Source organism: Agrobacterium sp. ST15.13.015 (assembly GCF_027871645.1).
GTDB classification, from domain to species: domain Bacteria; phylum Pseudomonadota; class Alphaproteobacteria; order Rhizobiales; family Rhizobiaceae; genus Agrobacterium; species Agrobacterium leguminum.
In genome coordinates this window covers 40,593-66,289 of sequence record NZ_JAQAHF010000016.1, presented here as the reverse complement: position 1 = coordinate 66,289, position 25,697 = coordinate 40,593, and the positions used below count along the sequence as shown (strand labels likewise).

Here is a 25,697-nt window from a genome sequence, read left to right as displayed (position 1 = left end):
TATTTAAATATTACGGTTCGCCACATGGTATGATTATCGGTTGGCATTCTAACCATCGATAAGTAACCCTTATCAAAAGTGATGCGTACAGCCTGCTTGTACGCCTTGCCAATTGAGCTATAATAGCGGTCATCTCAGCTTTCGGAGGCCGTCCATGCCGCAGTCGACCTACAAGATCAGCGAGGCGCGCAAGAATTTCGCCGAGGTGCTCGAACGCGCCAATCAGGGCGAGGAAATCATCATCATGCGCGGCAACGAAATCTATGCCCGGATCGGCCCCGCCGATGGCGGCAAGCGACCGTTTGGCCTGTTGCGTCATCGCCAACTTCCCGACGACCTGTTCGACGACGTCGATGCCGAACAGGCGGCGATCGACGCCGGCGACTTCACCGAAGAAACCGGCATCTGGCAGGGCGAGTCCAGCGATCCTAAGAACCGCTCATGAAAGTGCTGCTCGACAGCCATGCCGTCTACTGGTGGACGATCGGCAGCGATCGGCTCTCGGCGACCGCCCGTTCGCTGATCGAGGACAAGGCCAACACGATCCTCGTCAGCGCCGTCTCCTTCTACGAACTCGACAACAAGATGCGGCTGAAGAAGCTCGACCTGAAACCGCAGGAACTGCGCGCCGCGGTGACCGCCAGCGGCCTGCAGACTCTTGCCATCAGCGATCTGCATGCCGAACTCGCCGCTGCCTTCGATTGGGAGCATCGCGACCCCTGGGACCGGATTCTGGCGGCCCAGGCGCGGCTCGAGCATTGCGCTTTCGTCTCCACCGATCTGGTATTCGATGCAGTGCTGCACGAACGTGTCTGGTAGAGGACGTTGAACATGAAACTCCTGGTTGAGATTGACGAGGCCTCGGCACGGCTCGAGGAATTGATTGACCTGGCGGCAGGTCAGGATGAGATCCTGATCTGCCGCCACAGGCGGCCGATTGCTGCGCTGACATCGATTGCCGCCGGGGAAGGGACGATGGACGAGGTCCTGAGGCTGGCTGCCGAGGGACGCGCCACCGTGCCCGCTGATGCGACCTCCAACCACGATGATCTCCATGACGACCACGGCCTGCCCCGATGAACGTCGTCAATCGCTGCACTCACGGACGAGGAAGAGGGTGCCATGGATGACCGGGTGAGATTTGCGCTCGAAAAGCTCCTGAACGTCGCCCACGAGGACACCGGCCAAGGCCGGCGCGTCGCCAACTTCCTGCTTGCCTGGTGGAACGCCGACGTGCATGGCGGTTTCGATCTCACCGATCTTGCCAATGTCGATCCGCACATTGGTGCGGACATGGCGACGATCTTCACCTTTCTCGCCCGCGAGGAGGACATCGTCTACCCGTATGACTACCGGAGCGAGATCGAGCAGATCATCGCGCGGTGGCGGCCACAGAAGGAGCAGGCCTAATGGTCGCGCGGCCGGGTCAGCCGGCGGTGCCGCCGGCGGTCGAGCGCCGCGCAGAACAGCTCGATACGATCGCCGCGGTGCTGCCGATCGACCGGCGCGACAAGCTCGCCGAGTTATTGACCGACCAGGATGTCGAGACACTGCGGCATCTCGTCAACGAAGGCATGGGCGAAAACACGCTGCGCGCGCTGACCTCCGATCTTGCCTATCTGGAAGCCTGGTCGTTAGCCGCAACCGGATCTCCCCTGCCCTGGCCGGCGCCGGAGGCGCTGCTGCTGAAATTCGTGGTGCATCATCTTTGGAATCCGCGCCAGCGCGAGACCGATCCCGAGCACGGCATGCCGGCCGACGTCGAGCACGCGTTGCGGGATGGCGGCTTCCTCAGGTCCACCGGCCCGCATGCGCCGGACACGGTGCGGCGGCGGCTCGCGAACTGGTCGACGCTAACGAGATGGCGCGGCGCTCAAGGTGCTTTCGCCTCCCCTGCCCTGAAGTCGGCCGTTCGCCTCGCCGTCCGTGCCGTGCCGCGACAACGCCTTCGTAAGAGCGCCAAGGCGGTGACCGGCGACGTGCTGGCGAAGCTGCTGGCAACCTGCGGCGAACACAGTCTCCGCGATCTGCGCGATCGGGCGATCCTCATGGTCGCCTTCGCATCCGGCGGTCGTCGCCGCAGCGAAGTCGCCGGCCTCCGAAGAGAACAATTGACGATCGAAGCCCCGGTTGAGGCTGAGGATGGAAGCCTCCTCCCCTCTTTGTCGATTCACCTCGGTCGGACCAAGACCTCCGGCGCCGATCAGGACGAAGTCGTCTATTTGACCGGCCGACCGGTAGTCGCCCTGAACGCCTGGCTGGCGGCCGGCAAAATCGAAAGTGGCAGCGTGTTTCGGGCGATCGACCGCTGGGGCAATGTCAGCCGCCGGGCGCTCGATCCGAAGGCCGTCAACGACATCGTCAAGCAGCGGGTAAGGATGGCCGGGCTGGAGCCGGCGGAGTTTTCGGCGCACGGGCTGCGATCCGGGTACCTCACGGAGGCTGCGAACCGAGGCATTCCCCTACCCGAAGCGATGGAGCAGTCGCGGCATCGATCGGTCCAGCAGGCGTCGAGCTACTATAACAGTGCGGTACGGCGAAGTGGCAAGGCCGCCCGGATGCTCTGAAGACCGCGCTGGACGAAATTGAAGAGGATGGCGGATAGGGTATTCATCGGAGGGCTTGATTCGGATCCTCTACGTAGCGTAGCCCTTCCTCACACTCGAAACGTGCCGTCCAGGACATCAAATGGCCTCCTCAAACTTGCAACGGCTTGGACTGGCGAACCAAAGGCCCGTCGCTGAGAAGGTTGCCATCCTCGTCGGACCCAACGGCTCCGGCAAAAGCCGCTTTCTTCGCGAACTCGCGATCCAGATCCGTGGTGATCGGGATCTGGCAATCATTTCCAACACCGCCCATGATCGCTTTTCCGGCTTGCGTGGATTGAAGCGCATCACGGCCGGCAGAGGCAGCAGGTCTCCAAAGAGCATCGTCAAGCGCGCGATCGGAAGGACCATCGACCAACCGGACTCACGATTTTACCAGATCGGCGCGATCCTCGAATACTGCGGTTATCGGCCACGGTTCGGGTTCCTCGTCGATTCGGACCCGTACACGGCATATCTAGACCCAGCAGATTTCCTGTTCGATCCAAACGACTACGACGCAGTCGTCGCATTCTTGCGTCGGCATAACCCTGCCGAAATTCTCTGGATTCACCAAGGGGAATCGGCGTTGTCGTTTTCATTGGGTCGAGAATTCGGAGCTATCCTCCGAAGCGAGGATAGCCTTCGACGGCTTGGACGCATTCGCGGAATCCAGGTCTTTCTCGAAAGGCACGATGGCGAAGTCATTGAGCTACTGAATGCCAGTTCGGGTGAACTCGCACTGATTTCCTCCCTCGTGTTCTTGATCAGCTCCATCGGCCAGGAACCGGTTATCCTGATTGACGAGCCAGAGAACAGCCTACATCCCCGCTGGCAGCGGGAGTATCTCGAGAAGATCGTCGCGGCAGTCTTTTACCGCAACGCCACGATCGTCGTCGCGACCCACGCGCCTTTGATCGTCGTTGGTGCTCTTGGAGCCTTGCCCGATATTGTCTCTGTGTTTCAAGTTCAAGATGGCGAACCGTCCGTACTCGATCTGCAGGAGGCCAAGGACTCAGCAGCGAACGTGGAAGGCGTCCTTTGGCGCGCTTTTGATGTGATCACGCCAGCAAGCCATTTCGTGAGCGAGGAGATGGTAGGTGTCGTTGCGCGGGTAGAACGCGGTGAAATTACCCGCGACAGCGCGATTGCGCTCGTCAACGATATGGCGATCAAGAGCTTCGACGAAAAACAGCGGAAGTTTTTCAAAGCGGTTGAAGACTTGATGGAGTAGGTCGATGCACAGCGGCGCGGGGACAACAAGAGCGATGGTTGACCGCTATTTGCCGGCGCTTGACGATTTTCAGCTGAGTGTGGAGGAAGCTGCGGCGGTCGGGAAGGCCTTGGAAATAGAGAAGCCCTGGGACTGGAAGTCCGAGGACCAGAACGAACTGCAGGCGCTCAAAAGCGCGAAGGACAAGATCCTCGCCTATCACCTCGCGCGCCATGGCGGAAATTGCTGTTATTGCCGCCTGAACCTAAATGGTGCGGGCCCGTACATGACCGATCGCGAGCACATCCTTCCCAAGGGAAAGCCGGTCTACAAACCATTCAGCTATGCGATCTGGAATCTCGCGGCCGCGTGCAAGCGGTGCAACATGCAGTTCAAGCGTAGCGGAGACGGCTTTGTCGTAGACGCGGACGATTCAACCAAGTTTCAAGACAGCAATAACTATCGCTTTGTGCACCCAAATTTCGACGCCTACAGCGAGCACCTGATACGGCTCGAAGCGCAGGTTGACACCAAGAACATCGTTGTGTTCGTGAAGACGGCCGGGAGTGAGAAGGCAATCTACACCCATGACTTCTTCGCCTTGCATGAACTGCAGGTCGATAGTTTCGACAAAGCGCAGGGTCTTGAAGGGGAAAGCCCCGAGACGGACCTTGCTGCCAAGGTTCGTAGGCTTGCCAAGCAATTCGATCAGTAGCGGAATTTGGGTTGCATGGACCGCTTCACGTGGCTGGCTTTTCGCGGAAGTACGTGATCCGCGGATCATGAGATAAGAAACTCTCTTTCCAGAATCACGTTCGAAAAACGATTGTTTTTCAGTTGTTTAAGGCTGTGGTCAGCTGACCACTAAAAAAGATGCCCTCGGCGCCCTGTGCCCTGAGGGGCACGGCTGTGAGGCTGACTTCTTCAGGAAGCATCATCACCGCCCCCCATACCGCTGTCATCGCTGAAGGCGAAAGGGGCGCCATCGTCGCCTGGCAAGGGCAGATGGATCTACGAAACCTTTCAACAGCGGCGCCCTATTGGAGCGGCGCAGCCATCCCTGAACTCGGCCCAAGAGGTCGCGGACAGCCGCATGCGTTCCACCGCCGATCTCCGGCCAGATCGCACCGCCGGGTGCGCCGTCGAGCCCTTCCCGGCGCCGTGGTCCTCTCAATCCGCTGCTTCCAATTGGGCGCGCCGCCCCCTGTTCTCAACACAGCACACGCGTCCCACAGCCCCCAACCCAGAGAGCTGGAACGACCCTGCCCCCATAACATACGTTCATTTTCAGCTGCTTAGGACTGTGGTCAGCTGACCACCAAGAAAATTGCCCAGATGCTTTCTTGGCCGCTCCACCCGCATCTAATTTTCGAGTTCGGGCTCATTGAAACCTACCCAGCTTGCAAACTCCCCTGCCCGTTGGCCCTCAACAACGCCATTATCATAGGACCAAGCGAAAACTCTCCTCGTTCCGTGCGCCTTGTCAGATCCCGCAGATAGCCGCCAGCCGAGTTGATGAAGTTTGCGCGCTCCAGGATGCAAGCGACAGCCGCGGCCGCATTTTCCGGCCCCATGGCATCGCAGGCTTCCTGATAGGCCGAGGGGCTCACCTTCAGCATCGATCGAACGACTACCGCCGCTGACATCAAGTCTCGCCAGTTTCCGATTGCGCCACCCGGCCCGTAGTCCGATATCGTCGGGCATGCCTTCAACACCACACCCAACGGGAACGCCTTAAGCGGCTCGCTCTTCGGCCGGCGGATTTCGCTCGGCTTCGCTCCCTGCTCTTTTCGAGAGCTAGGTTCAAGTTCACGGATGGATTCGGGATTTGAATTCTGTATGTGCTGCTCATTGTGAGCATCATTGGTGCTATTATTTTCGGAATTTTCGTGAAATTCCAGCCGATTGACTATCTCCTCGCGCAGCATCTCCATTTCTTCAAGGATCGTCGTTACATCGGTGAGCGTCGGAGCGCGCGGGATTCTGCCCACAAGCGCTACATAGATGTCCTCGATCGCTTTCCAGTCGCCTTCGGCGCCTTCCTCCATCGCGGCCGTAATTAGCTTGCGGACATCGCGTCGGCAGATCGTCAGGCTCTCCTTGGCCTTCCTGAACGCCGCTCTGTTGGCCATCACCTGCTGCGCCTTCATCGCCAACTCTTCGGACCGTGCCAAGAGCGGCGACAGATCGAAACCGAAGGCGCTCTCGATGCGTCCCTCGCCGTCCTTACGGGCGTAGCGCTTTCCATTGGCGCTATCCTTGCGGACGATTAGGCCTGCTTCCACCAGGATGGCGATATGTCTGCGCAAAGTCGCGCCCGCCATCGCATGCGCTCGTAAAGCAAGCTGAGCATTCGAGGGGAAGACAATCAGTTGGGCGTCTTGGCGCAACTCATTCTCAGGATAAAAGCTCAAAAGCGCGTCAAGAACCGCGAGGCTATTGGACTGAATCCCGAGTAGTTCCATGGCGGCGGAGGCGTCTCTGAAGACTTTCCACTTATCCGCTGCCTTGCCTTGTTTGATATCGGCCGAAGCCGACTGGCGCCGCACGAGCGCAAGCGTCATCGGCCGCCGCCCGAATGGCGTCGTCACACTTCCTGTCTGCATCGTCTTTCACCTTTCAGCAGGCAAAAGAAATCAGCTCACCAAAACGGCGCCAAAGACTCTTGACGAAGATTCGAGGAAATGCGATTCTGTTCGTGCTAAAGAGACAGAAGGGCTTCCACGACGGCAACGTTGAGGGGGCTCTTTTCTTTTGCGGGTTAGTCTCCCTGTTTCTGTGGATGCTTTGCACGGTGTGCCTGATAAAGCGCCGGCAAATGTTCGAGTACGAAGGCGGCAAAGTCTGGCGTGGCTTTCCTGTCGATCGTAATCTCCAGCTTGCTCTTGCTCTGTGTCACCTGCGCAAGTCTGTCGCCATCGGGGGTCGACATGACGTCCGGAAGCCCGCGCGCGATGCGACGCGGCTTGAGATGGCCTATCAGCGCCTTGAAGCGGTCTGCCGATGGCAGCGTCTGCACCTCTGCTGAGGCCGCAAATTTGATCGCGTCCGACGGCGAAGCTGCCTTCTCGACCAGTTCTGCCAGTTGTTGCCAGCTGGGTCGTCCAACTCCTGGAGCGGCCCCAATGGCATCGATCAGTTCGGAGGGGAGGGCGTCGACAAGAAGGAGCATCTTCGACAGATTGCTTTTATCGATCGACATTGCGGCAATGACGATCTCTCGCGAGAACTGCTTATTCAGTCGATGCGCGAAGCGCGCCTTTTCGATGAAGGTGAGATCCTCACGCTCATTGTTCTCCTGGCCCTGCGCGACGACGAGTTGCTCGTCCGTCAGGTCACGAACGATTGCCTTTACAGGAAGGCCAAGATCTAGAACCGCGCGCAGTCGGCGGTGGCCAAAGGCCACCTGATATCGGCCTGGCTGGTCGGGATGAGGTCTCACCAGGATCGGGACCTGCTGCCCTTGCTCGCGGATTGAATCAAGGAGTCCGTCGATGTCCCCCTGCATGCGATCCCGCACAAAGGAGGGCTCGATGGACGAAGCGTCCAGTTCCACCACGGCGTGGCCCTCAGCAAGCCGCCGCTCAATCTCCTCCGCGCGGCCAAGTCGATCGTTCTGCTCGCGTAGCGCGTTGCCAATGTTTGCGGTCAGCTTCGTTGACGGGTCGCGCTCCTTTCTCACCACCCCGAGAAGCGGCATGGAGCGGCTCTTTGCCGTCCGGCTCTCTGCTGCGGGCGTTTCGGGTGCGTCTGTCGAGACCCCGAGGATGTGCTTGCGGCTCATGTCGGTCTACCCCATGCTTTTTTAATCAGGCCTTCGATTTCGTCGTTGACCGCGTTCATGGCTTCCAAGGCTCGATCATAGGTCGAGCGCGTGAACTGGCTGCGCTCGACTTCGAAAAGGGTTTGGTTGGTCAGGCCGGCGTCCGAAACCGCTGTCGTCTTAAGCATCGGGAAATTGAGAACATTTTCACCAAAGATCGACCGAAGATAACCTACCATCTGGTTTTGCGGTCCATCGCTTGGTTCGAAACGCGTTATCAGGTAGCGCATCCAATTGAACTTGAACTCGGCCCCGGCGTTCTCAATTTCGCGTAGCAGGTTCGATGTCATGGCCAGGAACTGGTTCATGGACATCACGTCCAGCATCTGCGGATGCACAGTGACCAAGATGGAGGTTGCCGCCGTCAATGCCGACAGCGTGAGGTAGCCTAGCTGGGGAGGACAATCGATAACGACAACGTCATAGTTATCCGCGATGTCTTCGATGACTTGACTGATCCGACCGTAGAAGAGCGTATCGCCTTCCTTTCGCTTCATCAGCGCACGCGGCGTGTCGTGCTCGAATTCCATCAGTTCGAGATTACCGGGGATGAGGTGGAGATCGGGAATATAGGTCCCTCGGACCACTTGCTCGACCGGTACCTGCTCCTCATCGTACCTGATGGCGCCGTAGAGAGTTTCGTTCGGACCCACGTCTGTTTCTGGCTGACTACCGAAGAGGGCGGAAAGGCTTGCCTGAGGATCGAGATCGATTGCCAGAATCCGGTACCCGCGCATGGCCAGATACTGTGCGAGATGCGCGGCGGTGGTCGTCTTACCCGACCCGCCTTTAAAATTCATCACTGAAATAACCTGAAGCTGCTCACCGTCTCGGCGATGCGGCAGGTAGCGTCTGTTCCCGCGGCCGACCTGGTCCATGTGCTTGCGGATTGCATGGATGTCTTCGATCGAGAAAGTCCGCCGACCACCTGGGCTCATGGTCAAGTTCAGCTCTGGCATTTCCGAAGCAGTCTGCCTTAAATAAGACTCACCGACGCCAAGCAGCTTGGACGCCTCGGATGGCGCAAATGTTCGAATTCCCTTCTCGGAGGTCGGAGGGAAGACCTTGAGATGATGTGCTTGAAGTTGGCTGGAGAGGGCGTCTGCATGACGCTCCATCAATGCGGTCAACCCTTCAAATACGGGCGCTGTTTTCGCGGCGGTCTTCGCCATCTCAAAACCCATTTCTTGCCAGTGGCGATATTTTTCGCGAAACTTCAAAAGTTCCGCCACTGGCAATAAGCGTCGATTCTGGATTTTGAGCAAGAGCTTTTTGGTTAACGAAAGCTTAACGCTCAAGAAAGAAGGCGTCCAACGCAATCAATTTTTAGCCGTAGAAACATTGCCTTAGAAAGCACGTCACTCCCACAGGTTCATGGTCTGTTTTACTGTGAATCCTACAACCGCCTAACCGAATTGTTGCGGGAACAAGGCTGCTTTCGCGGAAAAGGGGACGGTTGCGCCGCGACTCACTCCAATCGGGCTTGTAGGATCCTACAACTACCACCCGAATCTGTTCCGTGCTGATTTCCCCGCCGACCAATATCCGACGGAGAAATTCATGCAGATTCTCGCGATTTCCAAACCGCGAAATATTCAAGAAGCTCGGCTTCTCCACCGCCATCATCAGCTACGTGCGCGCGTTTTTGCCGAGCGCCTGGGCTGGGAGGTCAAAGTCGTCGACGGTCAAGAGGCGGACGCCTTTGACGCTCTTATGCCGACCTACGTTCTCGCAATTTCCGACGGTGGCGCCGTGACTGGTTGCGCCAGGCTACTCCCGGCTCTTGGCGCGACGATGGTGACGAACATCTTTCCGACGCTGCTGCCGGATGGTCAGCTGAATGCGCACACCGCCATGATCGAGAGTTCCCGCTTCTGCGTCGATACGACTCTCGGGGAGGGTAGGGGAGACGGCTCCGTCCATGAGGCGACCCTGACCATGTTTGCGGGCATCATCGAGTGGTGCATGGCGAACGGCTACACGGAGATCGTCACGGTGACCGACCTCCGCTTCGAGCGGATCCTCGCTCGTGTTGGCTGGCCCCTGCAGCGGCTGGCGGAGCCGAAGAAGATCGGGGTGACCATGGCTGTCGCCGGGACCCTTCCCGCGAATGCAGACACATTCCAACGGCTCCGACCTGCCAACTACCGTTCCGAACTCAGCGCCGTCAGCCAAGCAGCGTAAGAAAGAAAAGCCGTGAACCAGCTTCGATCTCATCCTCGACTTGTCCGCAAACTCCAGGAGGCACTGGGCGACCAGCTCTGCTTTGCGCTGGAAGACTCAACGGTTGTCGAAATCATGCTCAATCCCGATGGCAAGCTCTTCATCGAACGGCTCGGTCATGGCGTCGCGCCTGCCGGTGAGATGTCGCCTGCCGCCGCCGAGATGGTGATCGGAACGGTCGCGCATGCGCTCCAATCCGAGGTCGATACCGAGCAACCAATCATATCCGGGGAGCTACCGATCGGCGGTCACCGCTTCGAAGGGCTGTTGCCTCCCGTTGTCGCCAAGCCGGCGTTCACCATTCGCCGCCGAGCCTCGCGCCTGATCCGGCTCGATGACTATGTGCGCTCCGGCGTGATGACCGAACACCAGGCTTCGACTATCCGCAGCGCGATTTCGTCCCGGCTCAACATCATCATATCCGGGGGCACCGGGTCGGGCAAGACGACGCTCGCAAATGCCGTCATCGACGAAATCGTCAAGTCTGCCCCGGAAGACCGCCTCGTCATCCTGGAAGACACCGCCGAGATCCAGTGCGCGGCCGAGAACGCTGTTCTTCTCCACACCAGCGATACCGTTGACATGGCACGGCTCTTGAAGAGCACCATGCGTCTGCGCCCAGACCGGATCGTCGTGGGCGAGGTCCGCGACGGCGCTGCGCTCACGTTGCTGAAAGCATGGAACACGGGCCATCCCGGAGGCGTGGCCACCATCCATTCCAACACCGCTATGTCGGCGCTACGCCGCCTCGAGCAGCTAACTGCCGAAGCCAGCCAGCAGCCGATGCATGAAGTGATCGGGGAAGCGGTCGATCTCGTCGTCTCGATCGAGCGAACGCCGCGCGGGCGGCGCGTTCGCGACGTCATCCAGGTCGAGCGCTTCGCGGGCGGCCAATACGAAATCGAATCCGACCAGCTTACGGAAGAACAGGAGGCGCGCCATGTCGCGTAGAAACGCATTCATCGCCGCTGTACTCCTTGCGGCACCCATCGCTCTTGCCTCGGTCTCGCCGGCGCTCGCCAGTTCCGGCGGCAGTCTTCCCTGGGAAGGGCCGCTGCAGCAGATCCAGGAATCGATCACCGGACCAGTTGCCGGCGCCATTGCGCTTGCAGCCGTCGCGATCGCCGGCGGCATGCTAATCTTCGGCGGCGAACTGAACGATTTCGCGCGGCGGCTCATGTACATCGTGCTCGTCGCTGGCATCCTGCTTGGCGCCACCAACATCGTCGGCCTTTTTGGCGCAACCGGTGCCTCGATCGGACTGCCCGACGAGCAGACCATCTCAATCAATCAAAGCGGGGAAGGGGAGGGGGCTCATGGCTGAGTCCCTGTCTGGCCTGCAACGCAACCGCATTCATCGGGCGCTGTCGCGTCCGAACCTGCTGATGGGCGCGGACCGGGAGTTGGTGCTGATCACCGGTCTTGCTGCAGTCATCCTCATCTTCGTCGTTCTGACGATCTATTCCGCGCTCTTCGGCGTTGCCGTCTGGATCGTCGTCGTCGGCCTCCTGAGAATGATGGCAAAGGCGGACCCGCTGATGCGACAGGTCTATATCCGCCATGTCTCGTACAAGCATTACTACAAGGCGACCTCCTCGCCATGGCGCCGGTATTGAGGGCAAGCCATGGTTGCTCTGAAACGCTTCCGGGCCACCGGCCCATCCTTTGCGGATCTCGTCCCCTATGCCGGCCTCGTCGACAATGGCGTCCTTCTGTTGAAAGACGGAAGCCTGATGGCCGGCTGGTATTTTGCGGGACCCGACTCCGAAAGTGCTACCGATCTCGAGCGCAACGACCTGTCACGGCAGATCAATACGATCCTGTCGCGGCTCGGGAGCGGCTGGATGATCCAGGTCGAAGCCGTTCGCATCCCGACATTCGACTATCCGTCTGACGATCGCTGCCACTTTCCAGATGCGGTCACGCGCGCGATCGACGCCGAGCGGCGGGCGCATTTCGGGCGCGAGCAGGGGCATTTCGAGAGCAAGCACGCGCTCGTCCTCACCTATCGGCCCCTGGAGTCCAAAAAGACCGCGCTGAGCAAATACATTTACTCGGACGAGGAGAGCCGCAAGAAGAGCTATGCCGACACGGTGCTCTTCATCTTCAGGAACGCCATCCGCGAGATCGAGCAGTATTTTGCCAACACTCTTTCGATCCGGCGCATGGAGACGCGCGAAGTCGCGGAGAGGGGAGGGGAGCGGCTCGCCCGCTATGACGAGTTGCTACAATTCGTTCGCTTTTGCGTCACCGGCGAAAACCATCCGATCAGATTGCCGGATGCCCCGATGTATCTCGACTGGATTGCGACAGCCGAGCTCGAGCATGGCCTGACGCCGAAGGTCGAGAATCGGTTTCTCGCGGTTGTGGCAATCGATGGCCTGCCGGCCGAGAGCTGGCCGGGGATTCTCAACAGCCTGGACCTGATGCCGCTCACCTATCGCTGGTCATCGCGCTTCATCTTCCTCGATGCGGAAGAGGCACGGCAGAAACTCGAACGCACCCGCAAGAAATGGCAGCAGAAGGTACGGCCGTTCTTCGATCAGCTCTTCCAGACGCAAAGCCGCTCCGTCGACCAGGATGCCATGACCATGGTAGCCGAGACTGAGGATGCCATCGCGCAAGCCTCCTCGCAGCTGGTTGCCTACGGCTACTACACGCCTGTCATCGTCCTGTTTGATCACGACCGTGAGGCTCTCCAGGAAAAAGCGGAAGCCATTCGCCGGCTGATCCAGGCGGAAGGATTCGGCGCAAGGATTGAGACCCTCAACGCCACCGACGCCTATCTCGGCAGCCTGCCCGGCAATTGGTACTGCAACATCCGCGAGCCGCTAATCAACACCAGCAATCTCGCCGATCTGGTCCCGCTGAACTCGGTCTGGTCCGGCAGCCCGGCGGCGCCGTGCCCATTCTACCCGCCGAACTCGCCACCCCTTATGCAGGTGGCGAGCGGCTCGACTCCGTTCCGGTTGAACCTCCATGTCGATGACGTCGGTCACACCCTGATCTTCGGGCCGACCGGCTCGGGCAAGTCGACGCTGCTGGCACTAATCGCAGCGCAGTTCCGACGGTACGAACGCGCCCAGATCTTCGCTTTCGATAAGGGGAACTCGCTCCTGCCGCTGACGCTCGCCGCCGGCGGCGATCACTATGAGATCGGTGGCGACGCCCAAGAAGAGGCAAAGGCGCTGGCCTTCTGCCCACTATCGGACCTCGCGAGCGATGCGGATCGCGCCTGGGCAACGGAATGGATCGAAATGTTGGTCGCCCTTCAGGGTGTTGCCATCACCCCTGATCATCGCAACGCGATCTCTCGCCAGATCGGATTGATGGGCAGCGCGGCCGGACGGTCCCTGTCAGACTTCGTCAGCGGCGTCCAGATGCGCGAGATCAAGGACGCGCTTCATCACTACACGGTCGACGGCCCGATGGGCCAGCTTCTCGACGCGGAACAGGACGGCCTTTCCCTCGGCGCATTCCAGACCTTCGAGATCGAGCACCTTATGAACATGGGCGAGCGCAATCTTGTGCCCGTGCTAACCTACTTGTTCCGGCGGATCGAGAAGCGTCTCGACGGTTCCCCGAGCCTGATCGTGCTCGACGAGGCCTGGCTGATGCTCGGTCATCCGGTATTCCGCAGCAAGATCCGCGAGTGGCTCAAGGTGCTGCGCAAGGCCAATTGCGCCGTTGTACTCGCCACGCAGTCGATCTCCGACGCCGAACGCTCGGGTATTATCGATGTGCTGAAGGAATCCTGCCCAACGAAAATTTGCTTGCCGAACGGCGCCGCAAGGGAATCTGGGACGCGCGAATTCTACGAACGGATCGGCTTTAACGAGCGACAGATCGAGATCGTTTCGAACGCCATTCCCAAACGCGAATACTACGTCGTCACCCCCGAAGGCCGTCGGTTGTTCGATATGGCGCTCGGCCCCGTGGCGCTGAGCTTCGTTGGCGCATCCGGCAAGGAAGACTTGAAGCGCATTCGCACGCTTAGTTCCGAACACGGCCGCGACTGGCCGGTTCACTGGCTTCAAATGAGAGGAGTTCACGATGCCGCGTCGCTGCTCAACTTCGAATAGATTCGTCGTCAGTCTGGTGGCTGTAATCGTTGCACTAAGTGCAGCCGCGCCAGCGCGTGCCGGCACCGCCACAGGTGCAGCGACCGAATGGACGCAGGTCCTCAACAATGGAGAACTCGTATCCCTCGTTGGCCAATCCGGCGAGCAAATCCAGAACCAGCTCACCCAGATCAGCCAGCTCGCGCAACAGATCGAAACGCAGCTCAATATCTACCAGAACCTGCTGCAGAATACGGCGACCCTCCCGTCGCATATCTGGGGACAGGTCGAAAGCGACCTCAATCAGTTGCGCAGCCTCATCGACCAGGGCCAGAGCATTTCGTTTTCGATGGGCAATGCAGACGATGTGCTGCAGCAGCGCTTCCAGAGCTATTCAAGCCTCAGGGCCAACCTGCCGGGCGCGACAAGCTTTTCCTCCAGCTACCAGTCGTGGTCCGATACCAACCGGGACACGATCGCCAGCACCCTGAAAGCGGCAAGCCTGACGGCCGATCAGTTCGACAGCGAGGAAGGCACGATGTCCTCGCTACGATCGATGTCCGAGACCGCCGATGGGCAGATGAAGGCCCTCCAGGTTGGGCACGAGATCGCCGCACAGCAGGTCGCGCAGATGCAGAAACTGCGCGGTCTCGTCTCCCAGCAAATGACGATGATGGGGACTTGGCTGCAGACCGAGCAGACCGACAAGGACCTGGCTCAGGCGCGACGAGAGAAATTCTTCAGCGCGACAGCCCCGTCGACGTCCGGCGGCGAGAAGATGAAGGTGGAATGGTGAGAACGAAACTGATCCTGCTCACACTCGCGGCCATCGTGGCGGCCGGCAGCACCGGCATCTGGCTGCTCATCTCCGAAAAGCAGGCTGCGCAGGAGCGTCGCGAACAGTTCTTTGGCACCTCCAAGAAGTATCCGACCTCTGGCGGCGAGAGAATGAAGGTCGAGTGGTGAGCAGATGACGGGGATACCTTTTCAACGGTTCAGGGCAGCGATGCTGCTTGCGACCTTCTGCGCACTGGCGGCCCAGCCAGCCTTCGCCCAGGAAGGCTCGGTGTTAACCTCATTGCAGAGCCAGATCACCACGGCCGCGAAGGGGTGGGAAACCACGGTCATGGATGCGGCGAAATCGTTATTCTGGATCCTGGCGACGATCGAAATCGGCATCGCCGCCGTCTGGCTGGCACTACAGGCCGCATCGCTTGACAGCTGGTTCGCCGAGCTTGTCCGGCGGATCATGTTCGTCGGCTTCTTCGCCTTCGTGTTGGCGCAGGGTCCCACCTTCGCCAAGGCGGTAGTCGACAGCCTGTTCCAGATTGGTGCTGGTGGCGGGACCGCGTCACCAGCCGACGTCTTCAATGCCGGACTCGCCGTCGCAACGAAGATGTCGGAAAAGATTCAGTTCGGTCTTTTTGAGGACAATGCGCTGGCGATCTCGGCTGCTTTTGCAATGGTCGTCGTGGTCATCTCATTCTCGCTCGTTGCAGCGATTTTTGTGTCGGTCATGGTCGAAATGTATATCGGCCTTCTCGCCGGCATGATCATGCTCGGCCTTGGCGGTTCGTCCTATACGAAGGACTTCGCCGTCCGATACCTAGTCTACGCATTCTCGGTCGGAATGAAGCTCATGGCGCTTGTGATGATCTCGCGCATCGGATCGGAAGTGCTGATCGGATTGGCAAACGAACCTGACATTGGAGACCAATTCCAGACGGCACTTGCGATCGCCGGCATTGCGGTCGTCGTCTTCATTGTCGCCATCTACGTCCCGAACATCATGCAGGGCGTCGTGCAGGGAGCTTCTGTCTCAGGCGGAATGGAAGCAATCCGGCACGGTGGGCAGGCCGCGTCCTTCGCCACAGGCGCTGGCTTCCTCGCAGCGGGTGCCGCGGGGACCGGCTTCGCGGCTGGTCAGGCTGCCCGAGCTGCAGGTTCATCCGTCGCCGGCGCAATGCTTCGCGGGATCGGAGCTGGCATCGGATCGGCCGGACATGCGGCAGGCTCGGCCGCCAAGGAGAAGGCCATCGGTTCTCCCGGCGCCTATGCAGGTTCGATCCTCGGTCTTGCCAACGCCAAGCTCGACCAGGCGCGTAGCGGGCATAGCGGACCAAAGCCACCTCCCGAACGCAAAGACTAACCGCAATTAGAAAGTGATGGATCGATGGCAGCGAACCGCGCCCCCGAAAACCCGTACCTCGCCGCACGCCAGGAATGGAATGAACGATACGGCTCTTACGTAAAGGCCGCCGACGCATGGCGCATTGTCGGCATCCTCGGTCTGACAATGGCGGTCATCGGCTTTAGCTATTCGATGTACTTGAGCACTCAGGTCAAATTGGTGCCTTACATCGTCCAGGTCGACAAGCTTGGAACCTCGGTGACGTCAGGGTTCCCCGAACAGATCGAATATGCCGATGTCCGGGTGGTGCGCGCCACGCTCGGCAACTTCGTGACCAGCTTCCGCAGCATTACGCCGGATGCCGTGGTGCAGAAGCAATATATCGATCGGACCTATGCGCTGCTTCGGACCTCCGATCCGTCGACGCAGAAGATCAATGACTGGTTCCGGAGCAACTCGCCGTTCGAGAAAGCGAAGTCCTCGACCGTTGCCATCGAGGTCAACAACATCGTGGCGCTCTCGAACCAGACTTATCAGATCGACTGGACCGAGTACGAACGCGACCGCAAGGGCAAGGAAATCGGCACGCGCCGGTTCCGCGGGATCGCAACGGTCACGCTCACCGCACCGCAGGATGAGGCGACCATCCGTCTCAATCCGATCGGTCTCTATGTCCGGGATTTCGACTGGACAGCGCAGCTTTAAGGGCAGGGGATTTCTCAATGCACAGAACAGGATTGATCGCAGCCGCCGGCTGCTTGGCCACGCTCGTCCTCGCGAGCGGCATCGAGGCGCAGAGCATGACAAACAACGAGGTGAAGGGCACCAACATTTCCAGGAAGTGGCGCGGGACATCGGGGCTGGTGACGACCGGCCCGGATGGCAAGGTCATTTTCCTGTTCGGAGAAACCCAGCCGTCGGTCGTCTGCTCGCCGCTTCAAGTCTGCGATATCGAATTGCAAGGCGGCGAGATCGTCCGCGATGTGCTTGTCGGTGACACGGTTCGTTGGAAGGTCGAACCGGCGACTTCCGGCGCCACGGGCGGGCAGGCGATCCATTTGATCGTCAAGCCGTCGGAACCGGGACTCGTTACCTCGATGGTGGTCACCACATCGCGGCGCACCTACCACATCCAGCTGAAATCCCATCCGAGCCAGTACATGGCGCGCATCGGCTTCGAATATCCGGAGGACGTATCGACCAAGCTCGCCGACATCAATTCCCGGCTCGAGACCGGCGGCATTCCCGGCACGGCGCCCGACAAACTGAACTTCTCGTACTCCGTGAGTGGCTCGGCGCCCTGGAAGCCGAAACGGGTCTATTCGGATGGCGTCAAAACCTACATCCAGTTTTCGAAATCGATCTCGGGGCAGGATGCGCCAGTGCTCTTCGTCGTCTCGGGCGGCCAGAACCGCATCGTCAATTACCGGATGAAGAATGACATGATGATCGTCGACTACGCGGTCGACAAGGCGATCCTCGTCTCCGGCGTTGGCTGGCGCCAACAGAAGATCACCATCCGGCGGGGAGGCTGAACCATGCGCAAGCTTCTCGTCATCATCATCACCGCCACCCTGCTCTCAGGCTGCCAGACAGCCGAGGATGGATTGACCACCAGTTCAACCCCGGTCGCCGTCACCGGCCCAGCCGCTAGCGCCATCGCCGGCGACATGGCGAGCCGCCTCGCCGAGCAGATCGATCCGGCAGGCACGACGACGCTCAAAATGGAAAAGGACACGTCAGATTTCGCGGCGGCGCTCGAGGCGGCGCTGAAAGGATGGGGCTACACCGTCATCACCGACGGCAAGGTAGGGAAGGATGTGAAGACGGTCGAGCTCGTTTATTCGATCGATGACGTCGACGGCCAGGTGCTCGCACGGCTCTCCACGCCGTCCGTTGCCCTTGGTCGGGCCTACACGGCCACGGCGGCCGGCGCCACGCCGGCAAGCCCGCTTTCCATCATGCAACGCAACTGAGGGGAGGCGAACATGGTCCAGTCTCTCCAGCTTGGCGCCTCCAACCAAGCCGACGATCAGAAGGGTATGCGCCGTCTCAATCGGCTGCCGATCATCATCGCCATCATCATCATCGCGTTGTTCGTCGGGGTGGTCGTGGTCGGGCTGTCGTGGCGCGGGCTGGCATTCAATCGGAACAATGATATCGAGAGCGCCTCGAATGCTCCCGCAACCAATTTTGGAGACCAACTCAAACGCGGCGTTACCGACGGCATCATCGGCGAGCCGGTTGAGCGCGAAGCGTTTCAGCCAACGCCCGCCGTCGAACAGAAGGTCGAGAAGGAAACATCTGTTGTCGACCGCCAGTCCGCGGAAAGGCAAGAACGGCGGCCAAGGCTCGAATCCGAAGAGGAATGGAAAGCCCGCCTGAAACGGGAGCAGGACGAACAATATATCCGCGAGGCGCAGCGCCAGCGTATGGCCCGCCTTCAGGCGCGGGCAACGGCTTTGGACTCGCCATTGAAGGTGGATATTTCCGATGTCGAAAAAGTCGCCAACAATTCCAGAGACACGGGCCGGCAGACGACAACTGCGACAGCCAACAATGCCTCCGACCTCTACGCCTCCGCTGTCAAATCAGGGCTGATGGGACAGAACGTCGATCCGAACACCCAGACTTCGAAGCAGGATTTTTTCAATCAGGACATCAAGGATCTCGGCTATCTGCCGAACCGGGTCGTACCGCAGATCTCGCCCTATGAGCTGAAGCGCGGCTCGGTTATTCCGGCCACGTTGATCACCGGGCTCAACTCCGATCTTCCGGGCAGAATCACCGCTCAGGTCAGCCAGAACGTTTTTGACAGCGCCACCGGCTATCGGCTCCTGATCCCGCAGGGGTCCAAACTATTCGGCCGCTACGATTCCAAGGTGTCGTTTGGCCAGGAGCGCGTACTCGTCGTCTGGACCGACCTCATCTTTCCGAACGGATCGACCCTGCAGATCGGCGGCATGGCGGGCACGGATGCCGAGGGATATGGCGGGTTCAAGGATAAAGTCGATCGACATCTCTGGCGCACCTGGGGTTCGGCAGCACTCGTCGCGCTGATCGGAACCGGGATCGACATGTCCATGCCGGAGAGTTCGACGCTTGCGACGCAGGATACGGCGTCCGATGCCGCCAGACGGAATTTTGCTGAAAGCTTCGGTCGCGTCGCCGAGCAGACAATCTCGAAGAACCTGAATGTACAGCCGACGATCCAGATACGCCCCGGCTATAAGTTCAACGTCCTCGTCGACCAGGACATCATCTTTCCGTCGGCTTACCGCATAAACTAAAGGAAACGCCAAGTCTGCAAGAGGTGCAAATCTGCGAGTTGCGCTGGCTGAAGAAATGGTGCCGGATGGTCCTGCTCAACGCAGGAAAGGATAGGCGATGACAGAAATGGATTTTGGCGATTTGCCGGATGACGACCCGGACCTTCTCGAAAACACCGCTTTGCCGAAGCAGTTTATCTCGCGCCTTCGAAGTGCGTTTTACACCCGGCTTTCGGATTTCGACAACATGGACGATATCCAGATGCCACGCGAGCCGGGAATTAACTGGCGTATCATCAAAGCCGTCAGATCCGAGCGGGCGCGTATCGACGCCAAGTGATCTTGCCGCTTGAAAAGCGCTGGCAGTTTTAGGATTTGGGGCCTTGCGTGGGCAAACGGGCCGGGCCTTATATCGCGTTCTCTTCAGTACATAGCACTCGCGTCAGAACACGGTTTCCATTCGCCCGCAAAAACTTTTCTTGATTTGTCATCTTTTTGAGGCAGGGAGCCTTGAAAGCTCCCCCTTTATGGGTAGTGCTAACGTACACGGCAAGAGGGACTGCTTTGCATCAACCAAGCACCGCCGGTTGCGGAGCTATCGTCAGTTGGCGATTAGCAGGTCCGCCTGTTGCCAAACGACGATGCCCATCATCCAGCGTCTCGGCTGGCAAATAAAGGACCGCGTTACGGGTCAAAAACATAGGAGAAGCGTTCGTGGACGGAGAATTTCGCTCGCTCGTTGATATGCTGGAAGTCGCGCAAGACGAGGCCATGGTCAAGGGCGCCCTCAGGCAGTTCACGCGTTCCTGCGGATACGAACGGTTTGCCTATCTCGAAAAAGAAGGCGCCCAGATCAGGACATTCAACTCCTATCCCAAACCCTGGGAGGGTCTTTACCTCTCGGCTGACTATTCCAGCATCGATCCGGTGGTGACGGAAGCGAAGCGCAAACGGGACGTTTTCTTCTGGACTGCGGAGGATTGGCCGGCCCGCGGTTCTTCACCACTCAGAAAATTTCGCGACGAGGCGATCGACCACGGGATCCGCTGCGGCATGACGATCCCTGTTGAAGGTGGTTACGGCGCGTCGATGATGCTGACCTTTGCATCCTCGGAAAGAGACGTGGACGTCCCGGCCGCATTCGACTCGAAGAGAGCTGTCCAATTGGTGATGATGGTTCATTATCGATTGAAGATGATTGCTGCCAAAACCGCCGTCAATCCGAAGCAGGTGCTGTCACCACGCGAGATGCTGTGCCTGACATGGGCGATGAAAGGAAAAAACACACTCGAAACTGCCGCTGTGACCGGCATCAATTCGAGGACCGTGCAGCACTACCTCGATAAAGCCCGTGCCAAGCTGGGCGCTGAATCAGTGCCGCAGCTTGTTGGAATCGCGAAAGATCGTGGGTTGCTAAGCTCTAATTAGCATCGTCGCGTCAGCCCTCCCACAATTGGAATACGAGCTGCAGACGCGCCCAATTCTGCTGTGTTTGGGCTTGGCGGCAACAGCGAAAGGCCGCCATTATGATGCCTTCGGTCCTTACTTAACTGTCACGGTCTGTCCGTCCGATAGCGTCCGCGCCACCACTTGATTGCGACCGTTCTCTTTCGCCTCATAGAGGGCGTCATCGGCTTCCGAAAGGATGCGTGCTGAGCCGAAGTGCAGACCTTTCCCCGTGACCGTTGAGATTCCTACACTCGCGGTCACTCGCCCGAACTCGCTCCCAGCATGTGGGATGTTCTCTTTGGCCAGGAGATGAGCAAATTCGTCGGCAACGATTGCAGCGCCTTTTTCGTCCGTGTTTGGAAGTAGAACCACGAACTCCTCGCCGCCGTAACGCGCCACGAGGTCCCCTGCGCGCTTCACGGACTTGTCTAGACATCTTCCGACGATGCGCAGGCAGTCGTCACCAGCAAGATGGCCATAGGTGTCGTTGTAGGCTTTGAAGCGGTCGACATCGATCATCAGGACACTGAGCGGCATACCCCTGCTGATACAATGTTCGGTTTGGGCCGCAAAAGCCCGATCGAAAGCGCGGCGATTGGTGAGATTGGTCAGTCCATCCGTGTCTGCAAGGGCTCTGAGCTGGTTAGCCGATTCCTGGAGAGCGATTTCCGCCTGCTTCGTCGCCGTGATGTCAGACACGACCACCATCGCCGTGCCATCATGGGCGAGCCGGGTCTTAAGTGCGCGCCACTCGCCGTTCTGAAGCTGGATTTCTTCGTCCTTGTTGACAGGAAGGCTTGCTGCCGCCAGCTCGATCCATTGCTCTGAAGCCACGTCGGGCATGTCGATACGCTCGCCCGTTTCCGCTACGCTGCGTAAGATGTCGCTGATATGCGCACCGACGACTCGAGCATCGCGTGAAAACGGGAATGCGTCCCGGTATTGCTCATTGCAGAAGACGAGGAACCCCTTCTTGTCGAAAATGGCGAAACCCTCGGACATGCCATGCATCGCAAGCGTCAGCAGGTTTCGCTTTTCGCGAAGCTCGCTTTCGAGTTCCACGCGTTCGGCAATGTCACGGGTGACGCCTGCGAGGCCAACGATGTGCCCCTCACTATCCCGAAGAGGGACCTTCGACGCAAGCAGGTGGCGATCGTTCAACCGCTCCTGAAAGTCTATCTGCGGTTCGCCGGTGCGCATGATCTGCTGTTCGCGGAAATACAGCTCCTCGGCTTCTGGAGGAGTGCGCAGGTTGAAGTCGGAAAGCCCGATCATGTCGGAAGCTGCGGGAAAACGGAATAGCCGGGCCATATTGTCGTTCACGGTCAGGAATTTGCTCTCCCTGTCTTTAACGTACAGATAGTCGGGGGACTGCGAGAATGCCGTTTCCAAAATTCGGCGCTCCAGCTGCACCCGATCTGTCTTGAGCATGATGAGGCCACACAGGATTGCAGCGACACAGTTTGCCGTGATGAGTGGGAACCCGATGGCCGAGAGCGCTTGGACCTCCGACAGGCTTGGAAGAATAGCGAGCACCAGGGTTAGCGCAAGCGCCAGGGCCAGGCTGAGAAATAGAAGGATGCGTCCCGCTGAGAATTTTGTGCGCGGCAGCAAATAGGTCGCCGCTCCCACCGAGCTCACGACCAGGATCGCCACGATCCCGTCAAGGGTAGCCGTTCCGGCAAGATAGAGGCGAAAGATAGCGGCTGGGACTACTGCACCGATGGCAGATATGGGGCCGCCCAATGCAGCGGTCAGCGCAAGCGGAACAAAACGAAGATCAAGATAGATTCCGGGCTGGTATTGGACTGCGAGCAACATGGAGCCGATAGAAGTGCAGCCCGCGAACGCACCAAAAAGAACTTTGTCGTGCCGAACGATTAGCCGACGGTACCAGATCGAAAAATGTGCCCACATGGCGAAGCACAAAACGACAAATGCCAGATTGCCCGCAAGCCGCTCCCAGACGCCCGTTGCCATGCATATACCCTGTGTAATCGCCGAGACCCGGCTGACAATCTGAGAGCGAAGCTGAAATATCAGCCAGAAGTTGCCTGTTGACGATTGATATTGCGTTAAGCATTCAGCGCAAAAATGTGGTTTTCAGGATTCGGCGAGAGATCAGTGATGGGGCATACACACGGGGAGGGGTTTGACCGCTTCAAGAACCTTTCGGAAGTTCCAGTTCAGCGACAACTGCGCGATAACGAGCTGCTTGAACATGTGAGAAAGGCTGTCGGGTTCCGGCACGTCGCCTTCGGTGGACTTGACCTGAACGGATACCACATCGGGCGAGGGCGCTCGATCGAGAGCGACATGCCGCCAGCCTATGTCGAAACATACTTTTCGGAACAGTGGAACCGCTCCGATCCCCTGCTTGTTCGGTCGACTGCACAGGCGACACCGATGACAGAGGAAGAGGCATTTGACCTTTCGCCGCCGGCCCAACGTCTTTCCTATCTGCATCGCTCTTACGAGATCGGCAAGCGCCTGCAAATTCCCGTCGCCAGGGGTGGTGTTGTTTATGGCGGTGTTTGCTTCACGACGGAGCGGGCGTTTACCCCAGGCGAACGAGAGTTCCTGGTATTCATCGCGGAGCCGTTGCACCGGACAATTTCAAAGCCTTTGATGGATCGTTTTGCCGCTGATGCCTTGCGGCCTACAGATGGTGAGCTGCGTTGCCTTCAGCTCGCCAGCACTGGCTTGACCAGCGAGGAAATTTCCGGGGTTTCCGAGTATCGAACCGAAACTGTCAACAGCTACCTGAAGAGCGCGGCGAAGAAGCTGGGCGCGGCTAACCGCGCTCATGCGATCGCCGAAGCAATTCGCCGGCATCTAATATGATGCAGGAGTCTTTGCTCTAACTTCACGTGAAATATAACGGCGCAGCCATCGTGGTTTCGGCAACATCTGCTCGGCAGCCCGTCCTCATTTTAGCAGAAAATTAGCGAATCGACCCAAATCTGGGGTAGGAAGAGACGAGCTCTCGCCTCCACGACACCGCATTTTGAGTATTCTGAGGTACGTACCACAATGTTCATCGAATTTGCAAAGCCGACTTGTGCGGATACTGTTGCCCACGGGCAACTTCCCATTCTTCGGTATCCCTCGGCTGAAATCTGGCGAGAATCTGGGCGGAGCGGTACGGAACTTACCCAAAAGCTCCCTGCCCGATCCGCACGCATCCGGGGGCACTGATGGTGCGGGCTCCTCAAACGTCTCGTTTCAAGTTCGTGCAAATGGACATCGACGAACTTCAGGAACAGCTTCCTCAGAGCCGTGAATGCGTAAAACTCCGCCCTCTCTCCAAGGCCGGAAAGGTCAGCATGGAGAACCTGCAGTTTTCCGCCGGCAGTTTTGACATCTGGCGGACGGATTGTGGCATCGGCGTCGAGGCAAGTTTCGATGCCCCTCCCGACTCGTGTGCTCTGTACCTTCCAATAGCGGGGGCAATGGAAGTTCGTTGTCGCGGCCTCGATCTCGTTTCCAAGTCAGATAGTATTCTGGTCGGCAAACTGCAGCAGACGGAGTTCGTTCGTAAGCATGCGGGACGCTCGCATATCGGCGTCACCTTCAGCCAGAACGCTCTCAAACGGGAACTGAGCTTGTTACTCGATCGGCCTGTGACGGGGGATGTGGATTTCGCGATTGAGATCGAAGCCAACACGACCTTGCACGGATATCTCATGTCCTTGGGAGGCTTGCTGTGGTCGACGTTTGCAAACGACAAAGAAGAAGCCTTGCCACTCCGGTCAACGGAGCTTCTGTTCCGGTCAATGCTCGTATGCATGCTGGAACAGTTGCCACACACCTATTCCAGCGCGCTCAAAGACCCGGCGGCGGCCGCTGTGCCTCGCCACGTGAAGCGAGCGATAGACTTCATGATGGCTCACCTTGATACGTCGCTAGAGATGGCGGACCTCGCAATAGCCGCTGGTGTGAGCATCCGCGCTCTGCAATCAGCATTCCAGCAGTTCAAGGACACGACCCCATCCGACTACTGGCGGCAATTGCGGTTGGAAGCCGTCCGGCGCGATTTTCTCGTTTCGGGAGACTTGACGGTCTCAGCTGTGGCCAGACGCTACGGGTTCGTCCACATGGGCCATTTTTCAGCTCTCTACAAAGCGGCTTTCGGGGAATTGCCTAATGAGACAATTCGCAGGGGTCGGGAAAGCCAAGCCCAGCGCGATTGAAAGAGGCGGGCGGAGACCTTGAAGGGTTTTCCAACCTTGCCCGGCCGGTTCGTTTAGATAGGCGCCGTTTCCATCGACGGTCGCTTTCTTCCCGGATATCCCTGTGGCGTGCCGAATATCCGAAATCCGCAACCTATTTGTTCGCCTTCATCTGGCCAATATTTGATTAATCACAAATTTACAATTGAGCCCAATTCTGGGCTTTATCGGAAAGGCGGATGAACGCCGGGGCTGGCAGGATGTCGGATTTCGATACGACCGGGGTCTGTGCCTGGTCGATATCAACTTTCACCGCCATCGAGACTACTGCGTCAGCTCATCCTTACGATCCGCCGGTTCCCAATTTCTCCTAATACAGCGTCGTTGCGAAATGCCGTGAGGGCTATTCGCTACTGGAAGGCGTGCGGGAAGGAGATGGAATGTCACAATGCTGGTGGCGCTGAAAGACCAACGAATTGCATGATTTAGGGGAATACTCTCAAAATGTCTAATCTCATTTCCTTTCCCAGTACCAGGTTCCAACAGCATTCATCCCCTGAGCTGCGGGCTGTACGTGACCAGATTCTGGAGGTCTATGCACAGCTCGAAGAGATCCGCATGGCGATAACTGCTTCTGCATCGCAAGGCGCTGCCGCACCTCGAATTCAATTGCTGGATCATACGGAGTTTGGTCTCTGGGCCGCGAACGGGCGGGGTGCTGCCTCCGAACTTGCCGGCGAGGGCTGATGAGATGCCGTTTGCTGGACAGCT

At 58.8% G+C, this 25,697-nt stretch carries 28 protein-coding genes; 24 read left to right on the top strand and 4 right to left on the bottom strand.

Annotated elements, in window-relative coordinates:
* The first annotated feature begins 154 nt into the window (after positions 1–154).
* The 7 genes from PIB16_RS21730 to PIB16_RS21700 all read left to right on the top strand — a co-directional run bounded on the left by PIB16_RS21730 (position 155) and on the right by PIB16_RS21700 (position 4,513).
* The gene (locus PIB16_RS21730) at positions 155–445 is read left to right on the top strand and encodes a type II toxin-antitoxin system Phd/YefM family antitoxin (RefSeq protein WP_142843345.1); all 291 of its coding nucleotides are present in this window, start codon (positions 155–157) and stop codon (positions 443–445) included.
* Positions 442–819 carry a type II toxin-antitoxin system VapC family toxin gene (locus tag PIB16_RS21725; RefSeq protein WP_142843344.1) on the top strand — a complete coding sequence of 126 codons (378 nt, stop codon included), beginning with the start codon at positions 442–444 and terminating at the stop codon, positions 817–819. The genes PIB16_RS21730 and PIB16_RS21725 overlap by 4 nt, the downstream gene beginning before the upstream one ends.
* Before the next feature lie 12 nt (positions 820–831).
* A complete protein-coding gene (locus PIB16_RS21720; protein ID WP_142843343.1) occupies positions 832–1,080 on the top strand; it encodes a type II toxin-antitoxin system Phd/YefM family antitoxin in 249 nt (82 codons plus the stop codon).
* A 42-nt stretch (positions 1,081–1,122) separates the two neighbouring features.
* Entirely contained in the window at positions 1,123–1,410 is a 288-nt protein-coding gene (locus PIB16_RS21715) for a DUF7673 family protein (protein WP_142843342.1), read from the top strand.
* Positions 1,410–2,567 carry a site-specific integrase gene (locus PIB16_RS21710; protein ID WP_142913679.1) on the top strand — a complete coding sequence of 386 codons (1,158 nt, stop codon included), beginning with the start codon at positions 1,410–1,412 and terminating at the stop codon, positions 2,565–2,567. Before PIB16_RS21715 ends, PIB16_RS21710 begins: the two co-directional genes overlap by 1 nt.
* A 121-nt stretch (positions 2,568–2,688) precedes the next feature.
* Positions 2,689–3,819 (top strand): AAA family ATPase, encoded by a 1,131-nt coding sequence (locus tag PIB16_RS21705; RefSeq protein WP_142843341.1) that lies wholly within the window; start codon positions 2,689–2,691, stop codon positions 3,817–3,819.
* A 4-nt stretch (positions 3,820–3,823) separates the two neighbouring features.
* Entirely contained in the window at positions 3,824–4,513 is a 690-nt protein-coding gene (locus tag PIB16_RS21700) for an HNH endonuclease (RefSeq protein WP_237681480.1), read from the top strand.
* A 676-nt stretch (positions 4,514–5,189) separates the two neighbouring features.
* Here PIB16_RS21700 and repC read toward each other — a convergent pair.
* The 3 genes from repC to repA all read right to left on the bottom strand — a co-directional run bounded on the left by repC (position 5,190) and on the right by repA (position 8,793).
* On the bottom strand, positions 5,190–6,404 hold the full coding sequence (gene repC / locus PIB16_RS21695) for a plasmid replication protein RepC (protein ID WP_142843340.1): 1,215 nt from the start codon (positions 6,402–6,404) through the stop codon (positions 5,190–5,192).
* 155 nt (positions 6,405–6,559) lie between these two features.
* Positions 6,560–7,582, bottom strand: coding sequence for a plasmid partitioning protein RepB (gene repB, locus PIB16_RS21690; RefSeq protein ID WP_064334703.1), 1,023 nt, complete (start codon positions 7,580–7,582; stop codon positions 6,560–6,562).
* A complete protein-coding gene (gene repA, locus PIB16_RS21685; protein ID WP_064334742.1) occupies positions 7,579–8,793 on the bottom strand; it encodes a plasmid partitioning protein RepA in 1,215 nt (404 codons plus the stop codon). The genes repB and repA overlap by 4 nt, the downstream gene beginning before the upstream one ends.
* Positions 8,794–9,181: 388 nt before the next feature.
* On the opposite strand from repA, the gene PIB16_RS21680 reads away from it, so the two are divergent.
* The 14 genes from PIB16_RS21680 to PIB16_RS21615 all read left to right on the top strand — a co-directional run bounded on the left by PIB16_RS21680 (position 9,182) and on the right by PIB16_RS21615 (position 20,733).
* Entirely contained in the window at positions 9,182–9,805 is a 624-nt protein-coding gene (locus PIB16_RS21680; protein ID WP_142843339.1) for an acyl-homoserine-lactone synthase, read from the top strand.
* Between the two features lie 12 nt (positions 9,806–9,817).
* Positions 9,818–10,795, top strand: a complete 978-nt coding sequence (gene trbB / locus PIB16_RS21675) for a P-type conjugative transfer ATPase TrbB (protein WP_142843338.1) — start codon at positions 9,818–9,820, stop codon at positions 10,793–10,795.
* Positions 10,785–11,168 (top strand): TrbC/VirB2 family protein, encoded by a 384-nt coding sequence (locus PIB16_RS21670; RefSeq protein WP_142843337.1) that lies wholly within the window; start codon positions 10,785–10,787, stop codon positions 11,166–11,168. Before trbB ends, PIB16_RS21670 begins: the two co-directional genes overlap by 11 nt.
* Positions 11,161–11,460 (top strand): conjugal transfer protein TrbD, encoded by a 300-nt coding sequence (locus tag PIB16_RS21665; protein WP_037094117.1) that lies wholly within the window; start codon positions 11,161–11,163, stop codon positions 11,458–11,460. Before PIB16_RS21670 ends, PIB16_RS21665 begins: the two co-directional genes overlap by 8 nt.
* Before the next feature lie 9 nt (positions 11,461–11,469).
* Complete coding sequence (locus tag PIB16_RS21660; RefSeq protein WP_142843336.1) at positions 11,470–13,926, top strand: conjugal transfer protein TrbE; 2,457 nt, start codon at positions 11,470–11,472, stop codon at positions 13,924–13,926.
* Positions 13,898–14,701: a P-type conjugative transfer protein TrbJ gene (gene trbJ, locus PIB16_RS21655; RefSeq protein ID WP_142843335.1), complete on the top strand. Its 804-nt coding sequence runs from the start codon at positions 13,898–13,900 to the stop codon at positions 14,699–14,701. Before PIB16_RS21660 ends, trbJ begins: the two co-directional genes overlap by 29 nt.
* A complete protein-coding gene (gene trbK, locus PIB16_RS21650; RefSeq protein WP_142843334.1) occupies positions 14,695–14,871 on the top strand; it encodes an entry exclusion protein TrbK in 177 nt (58 codons plus the stop codon). The genes trbJ and trbK overlap by 7 nt, the downstream gene beginning before the upstream one ends.
* A 4-nt stretch (positions 14,872–14,875) precedes the next feature.
* On the top strand, positions 14,876–16,054 hold the full coding sequence (gene trbL, locus PIB16_RS21645) for a P-type conjugative transfer protein TrbL (RefSeq protein WP_142843333.1): 1,179 nt from the start codon (positions 14,876–14,878) through the stop codon (positions 16,052–16,054).
* Between the two features lie 24 nt (positions 16,055–16,078).
* Positions 16,079–16,741 carry a conjugal transfer protein TrbF gene (locus PIB16_RS21640; protein WP_065653658.1) on the top strand — a complete coding sequence of 221 codons (663 nt, stop codon included), beginning with the start codon at positions 16,079–16,081 and terminating at the stop codon, positions 16,739–16,741.
* A 17-nt stretch (positions 16,742–16,758) separates the two neighbouring features.
* Complete coding sequence (trbG, locus tag PIB16_RS21635) at positions 16,759–17,571, top strand: P-type conjugative transfer protein TrbG (protein WP_142843332.1); 813 nt, start codon at positions 16,759–16,761, stop codon at positions 17,569–17,571.
* 3 nt (positions 17,572–17,574) lie between these two features.
* The gene (trbH, locus tag PIB16_RS21630) at positions 17,575–18,012 is read left to right on the top strand and encodes a conjugal transfer protein TrbH (RefSeq protein WP_142843331.1); all 438 of its coding nucleotides are present in this window, start codon (positions 17,575–17,577) and stop codon (positions 18,010–18,012) included.
* A gap of 12 nt (positions 18,013–18,024) precedes the next feature.
* Positions 18,025–19,326, top strand: coding sequence for an IncP-type conjugal transfer protein TrbI (gene trbI / locus PIB16_RS21625; RefSeq protein ID WP_142843330.1), 1,302 nt, complete (start codon positions 18,025–18,027; stop codon positions 19,324–19,326).
* A 97-nt stretch (positions 19,327–19,423) separates the two neighbouring features.
* Entirely contained in the window at positions 19,424–19,645 is a 222-nt protein-coding gene (locus PIB16_RS21620; protein WP_142843329.1) for a hypothetical protein, read from the top strand.
* 374 nt (positions 19,646–20,019) lie between these two features.
* Positions 20,020–20,733 carry an autoinducer binding domain-containing protein gene (locus tag PIB16_RS21615; RefSeq protein ID WP_161991475.1) on the top strand — a complete coding sequence of 238 codons (714 nt, stop codon included), beginning with the start codon at positions 20,020–20,022 and terminating at the stop codon, positions 20,731–20,733.
* A gap of 114 nt (positions 20,734–20,847) precedes the next feature.
* On the opposite strand, the gene PIB16_RS21610 is transcribed toward PIB16_RS21615, so the two are convergent.
* On the bottom strand, positions 20,848–22,734 hold the full coding sequence (locus PIB16_RS21610) for a diguanylate cyclase (RefSeq protein ID WP_142843328.1): 1,887 nt from the start codon (positions 22,732–22,734) through the stop codon (positions 20,848–20,850).
* A gap of 147 nt (positions 22,735–22,881) precedes the next feature.
* Between PIB16_RS21610 and PIB16_RS21605 the strand changes: the two genes are divergently transcribed.
* The 3 genes from PIB16_RS21605 to PIB16_RS21595 all read left to right on the top strand — a co-directional run bounded on the left by PIB16_RS21605 (position 22,882) and on the right by PIB16_RS21595 (position 25,673).
* A complete protein-coding gene (locus tag PIB16_RS21605) occupies positions 22,882–23,598 on the top strand; it encodes a helix-turn-helix transcriptional regulator (protein WP_271046319.1) in 717 nt (238 codons plus the stop codon).
* 395 nt (positions 23,599–23,993) lie between these two features.
* Positions 23,994–24,947: an AraC family transcriptional regulator gene (locus PIB16_RS21600; RefSeq protein ID WP_161596384.1), complete on the top strand. Its 954-nt coding sequence runs from the start codon at positions 23,994–23,996 to the stop codon at positions 24,945–24,947.
* Between the two features lie 483 nt (positions 24,948–25,430).
* Complete coding sequence (locus PIB16_RS21595; RefSeq protein ID WP_142843325.1) at positions 25,431–25,673, top strand: hypothetical protein; 243 nt, start codon at positions 25,431–25,433, stop codon at positions 25,671–25,673.
* Positions 25,674–25,697: the final 24 nt, after the last annotated feature.

Excerpts from the sequence above, each read along its gene's own strand:
- PIB16_RS21730 (WP_142843345.1), top strand. The coding sequence starts at position 155 with ATGCCGCAGTCGACCTACAAGATCAGCGAGGCGCGCAAGAATTTCGCC.
- PIB16_RS21725 (WP_142843344.1), top strand. The coding sequence starts at position 442 with ATGAAAGTGCTGCTCGACAGCCATGCCGTCTACTGGTGGACGATCGGC.
- PIB16_RS21720 (WP_142843343.1), top strand. The coding sequence starts at position 832 with ATGAAACTCCTGGTTGAGATTGACGAGGCCTCGGCACGGCTCGAGGAA.
- PIB16_RS21715 (WP_142843342.1), top strand. The coding sequence starts at position 1,123 with ATGGATGACCGGGTGAGATTTGCGCTCGAAAAGCTCCTGAACGTCGCC.
- PIB16_RS21710 (WP_142913679.1), top strand. The coding sequence starts at position 1,410 with ATGGTCGCGCGGCCGGGTCAGCCGGCGGTGCCGCCGGCGGTCGAGCGC.
- PIB16_RS21705 (WP_142843341.1), top strand. The coding sequence starts at position 2,689 with ATGGCCTCCTCAAACTTGCAACGGCTTGGACTGGCGAACCAAAGGCCC.
- PIB16_RS21700 (WP_237681480.1), top strand. The coding sequence starts at position 3,824 with ATGCACAGCGGCGCGGGGACAACAAGAGCGATGGTTGACCGCTATTTG.
- repC (WP_142843340.1), bottom strand. The coding sequence starts at position 6,404 with ATGCAGACAGGAAGTGTGACGACGCCATTCGGGCGGCGGCCGATGACG.
- repB (WP_064334703.1), bottom strand. The coding sequence starts at position 7,582 with ATGAGCCGCAAGCACATCCTCGGGGTCTCGACAGACGCACCCGAAACG.
- repA (WP_064334742.1), bottom strand. The coding sequence starts at position 8,793 with ATGGCGAAGACCGCCGCGAAAACAGCGCCCGTATTTGAAGGGTTGACC.
- PIB16_RS21680 (WP_142843339.1), top strand. The coding sequence starts at position 9,182 with ATGCAGATTCTCGCGATTTCCAAACCGCGAAATATTCAAGAAGCTCGG.
- PIB16_RS21670 (WP_142843337.1), top strand. The coding sequence starts at position 10,785 with ATGTCGCGTAGAAACGCATTCATCGCCGCTGTACTCCTTGCGGCACCC.
- PIB16_RS21665 (WP_037094117.1), top strand. The coding sequence starts at position 11,161 with ATGGCTGAGTCCCTGTCTGGCCTGCAACGCAACCGCATTCATCGGGCG.
- PIB16_RS21660 (WP_142843336.1), top strand. The coding sequence starts at position 11,470 with ATGGTTGCTCTGAAACGCTTCCGGGCCACCGGCCCATCCTTTGCGGAT.
- trbJ (WP_142843335.1), top strand. The coding sequence starts at position 13,898 with ATGCCGCGTCGCTGCTCAACTTCGAATAGATTCGTCGTCAGTCTGGTG.
- trbK (WP_142843334.1), top strand. The coding sequence starts at position 14,695 with ATGGTGAGAACGAAACTGATCCTGCTCACACTCGCGGCCATCGTGGCG.
- trbL (WP_142843333.1), top strand. The coding sequence starts at position 14,876 with ATGACGGGGATACCTTTTCAACGGTTCAGGGCAGCGATGCTGCTTGCG.
- PIB16_RS21640 (WP_065653658.1), top strand. The coding sequence starts at position 16,079 with ATGGCAGCGAACCGCGCCCCCGAAAACCCGTACCTCGCCGCACGCCAG.
- trbG (WP_142843332.1), top strand. The coding sequence starts at position 16,759 with ATGCACAGAACAGGATTGATCGCAGCCGCCGGCTGCTTGGCCACGCTC.
- trbH (WP_142843331.1), top strand. The coding sequence starts at position 17,575 with ATGCGCAAGCTTCTCGTCATCATCATCACCGCCACCCTGCTCTCAGGC.
- trbI (WP_142843330.1), top strand. The coding sequence starts at position 18,025 with ATGGTCCAGTCTCTCCAGCTTGGCGCCTCCAACCAAGCCGACGATCAG.
- PIB16_RS21620 (WP_142843329.1), top strand. The coding sequence starts at position 19,424 with ATGACAGAAATGGATTTTGGCGATTTGCCGGATGACGACCCGGACCTT.
- PIB16_RS21610 (WP_142843328.1), bottom strand. The coding sequence starts at position 22,734 with ATGGCAACGGGCGTCTGGGAGCGGCTTGCGGGCAATCTGGCATTTGTC.
- PIB16_RS21605 (WP_271046319.1), top strand. The coding sequence starts at position 22,882 with ATGGGGCATACACACGGGGAGGGGTTTGACCGCTTCAAGAACCTTTCG.
- PIB16_RS21600 (WP_161596384.1), top strand. The coding sequence starts at position 23,994 with ATGGACATCGACGAACTTCAGGAACAGCTTCCTCAGAGCCGTGAATGC.
- PIB16_RS21595 (WP_142843325.1), top strand. The coding sequence starts at position 25,431 with ATGTCTAATCTCATTTCCTTTCCCAGTACCAGGTTCCAACAGCATTCA.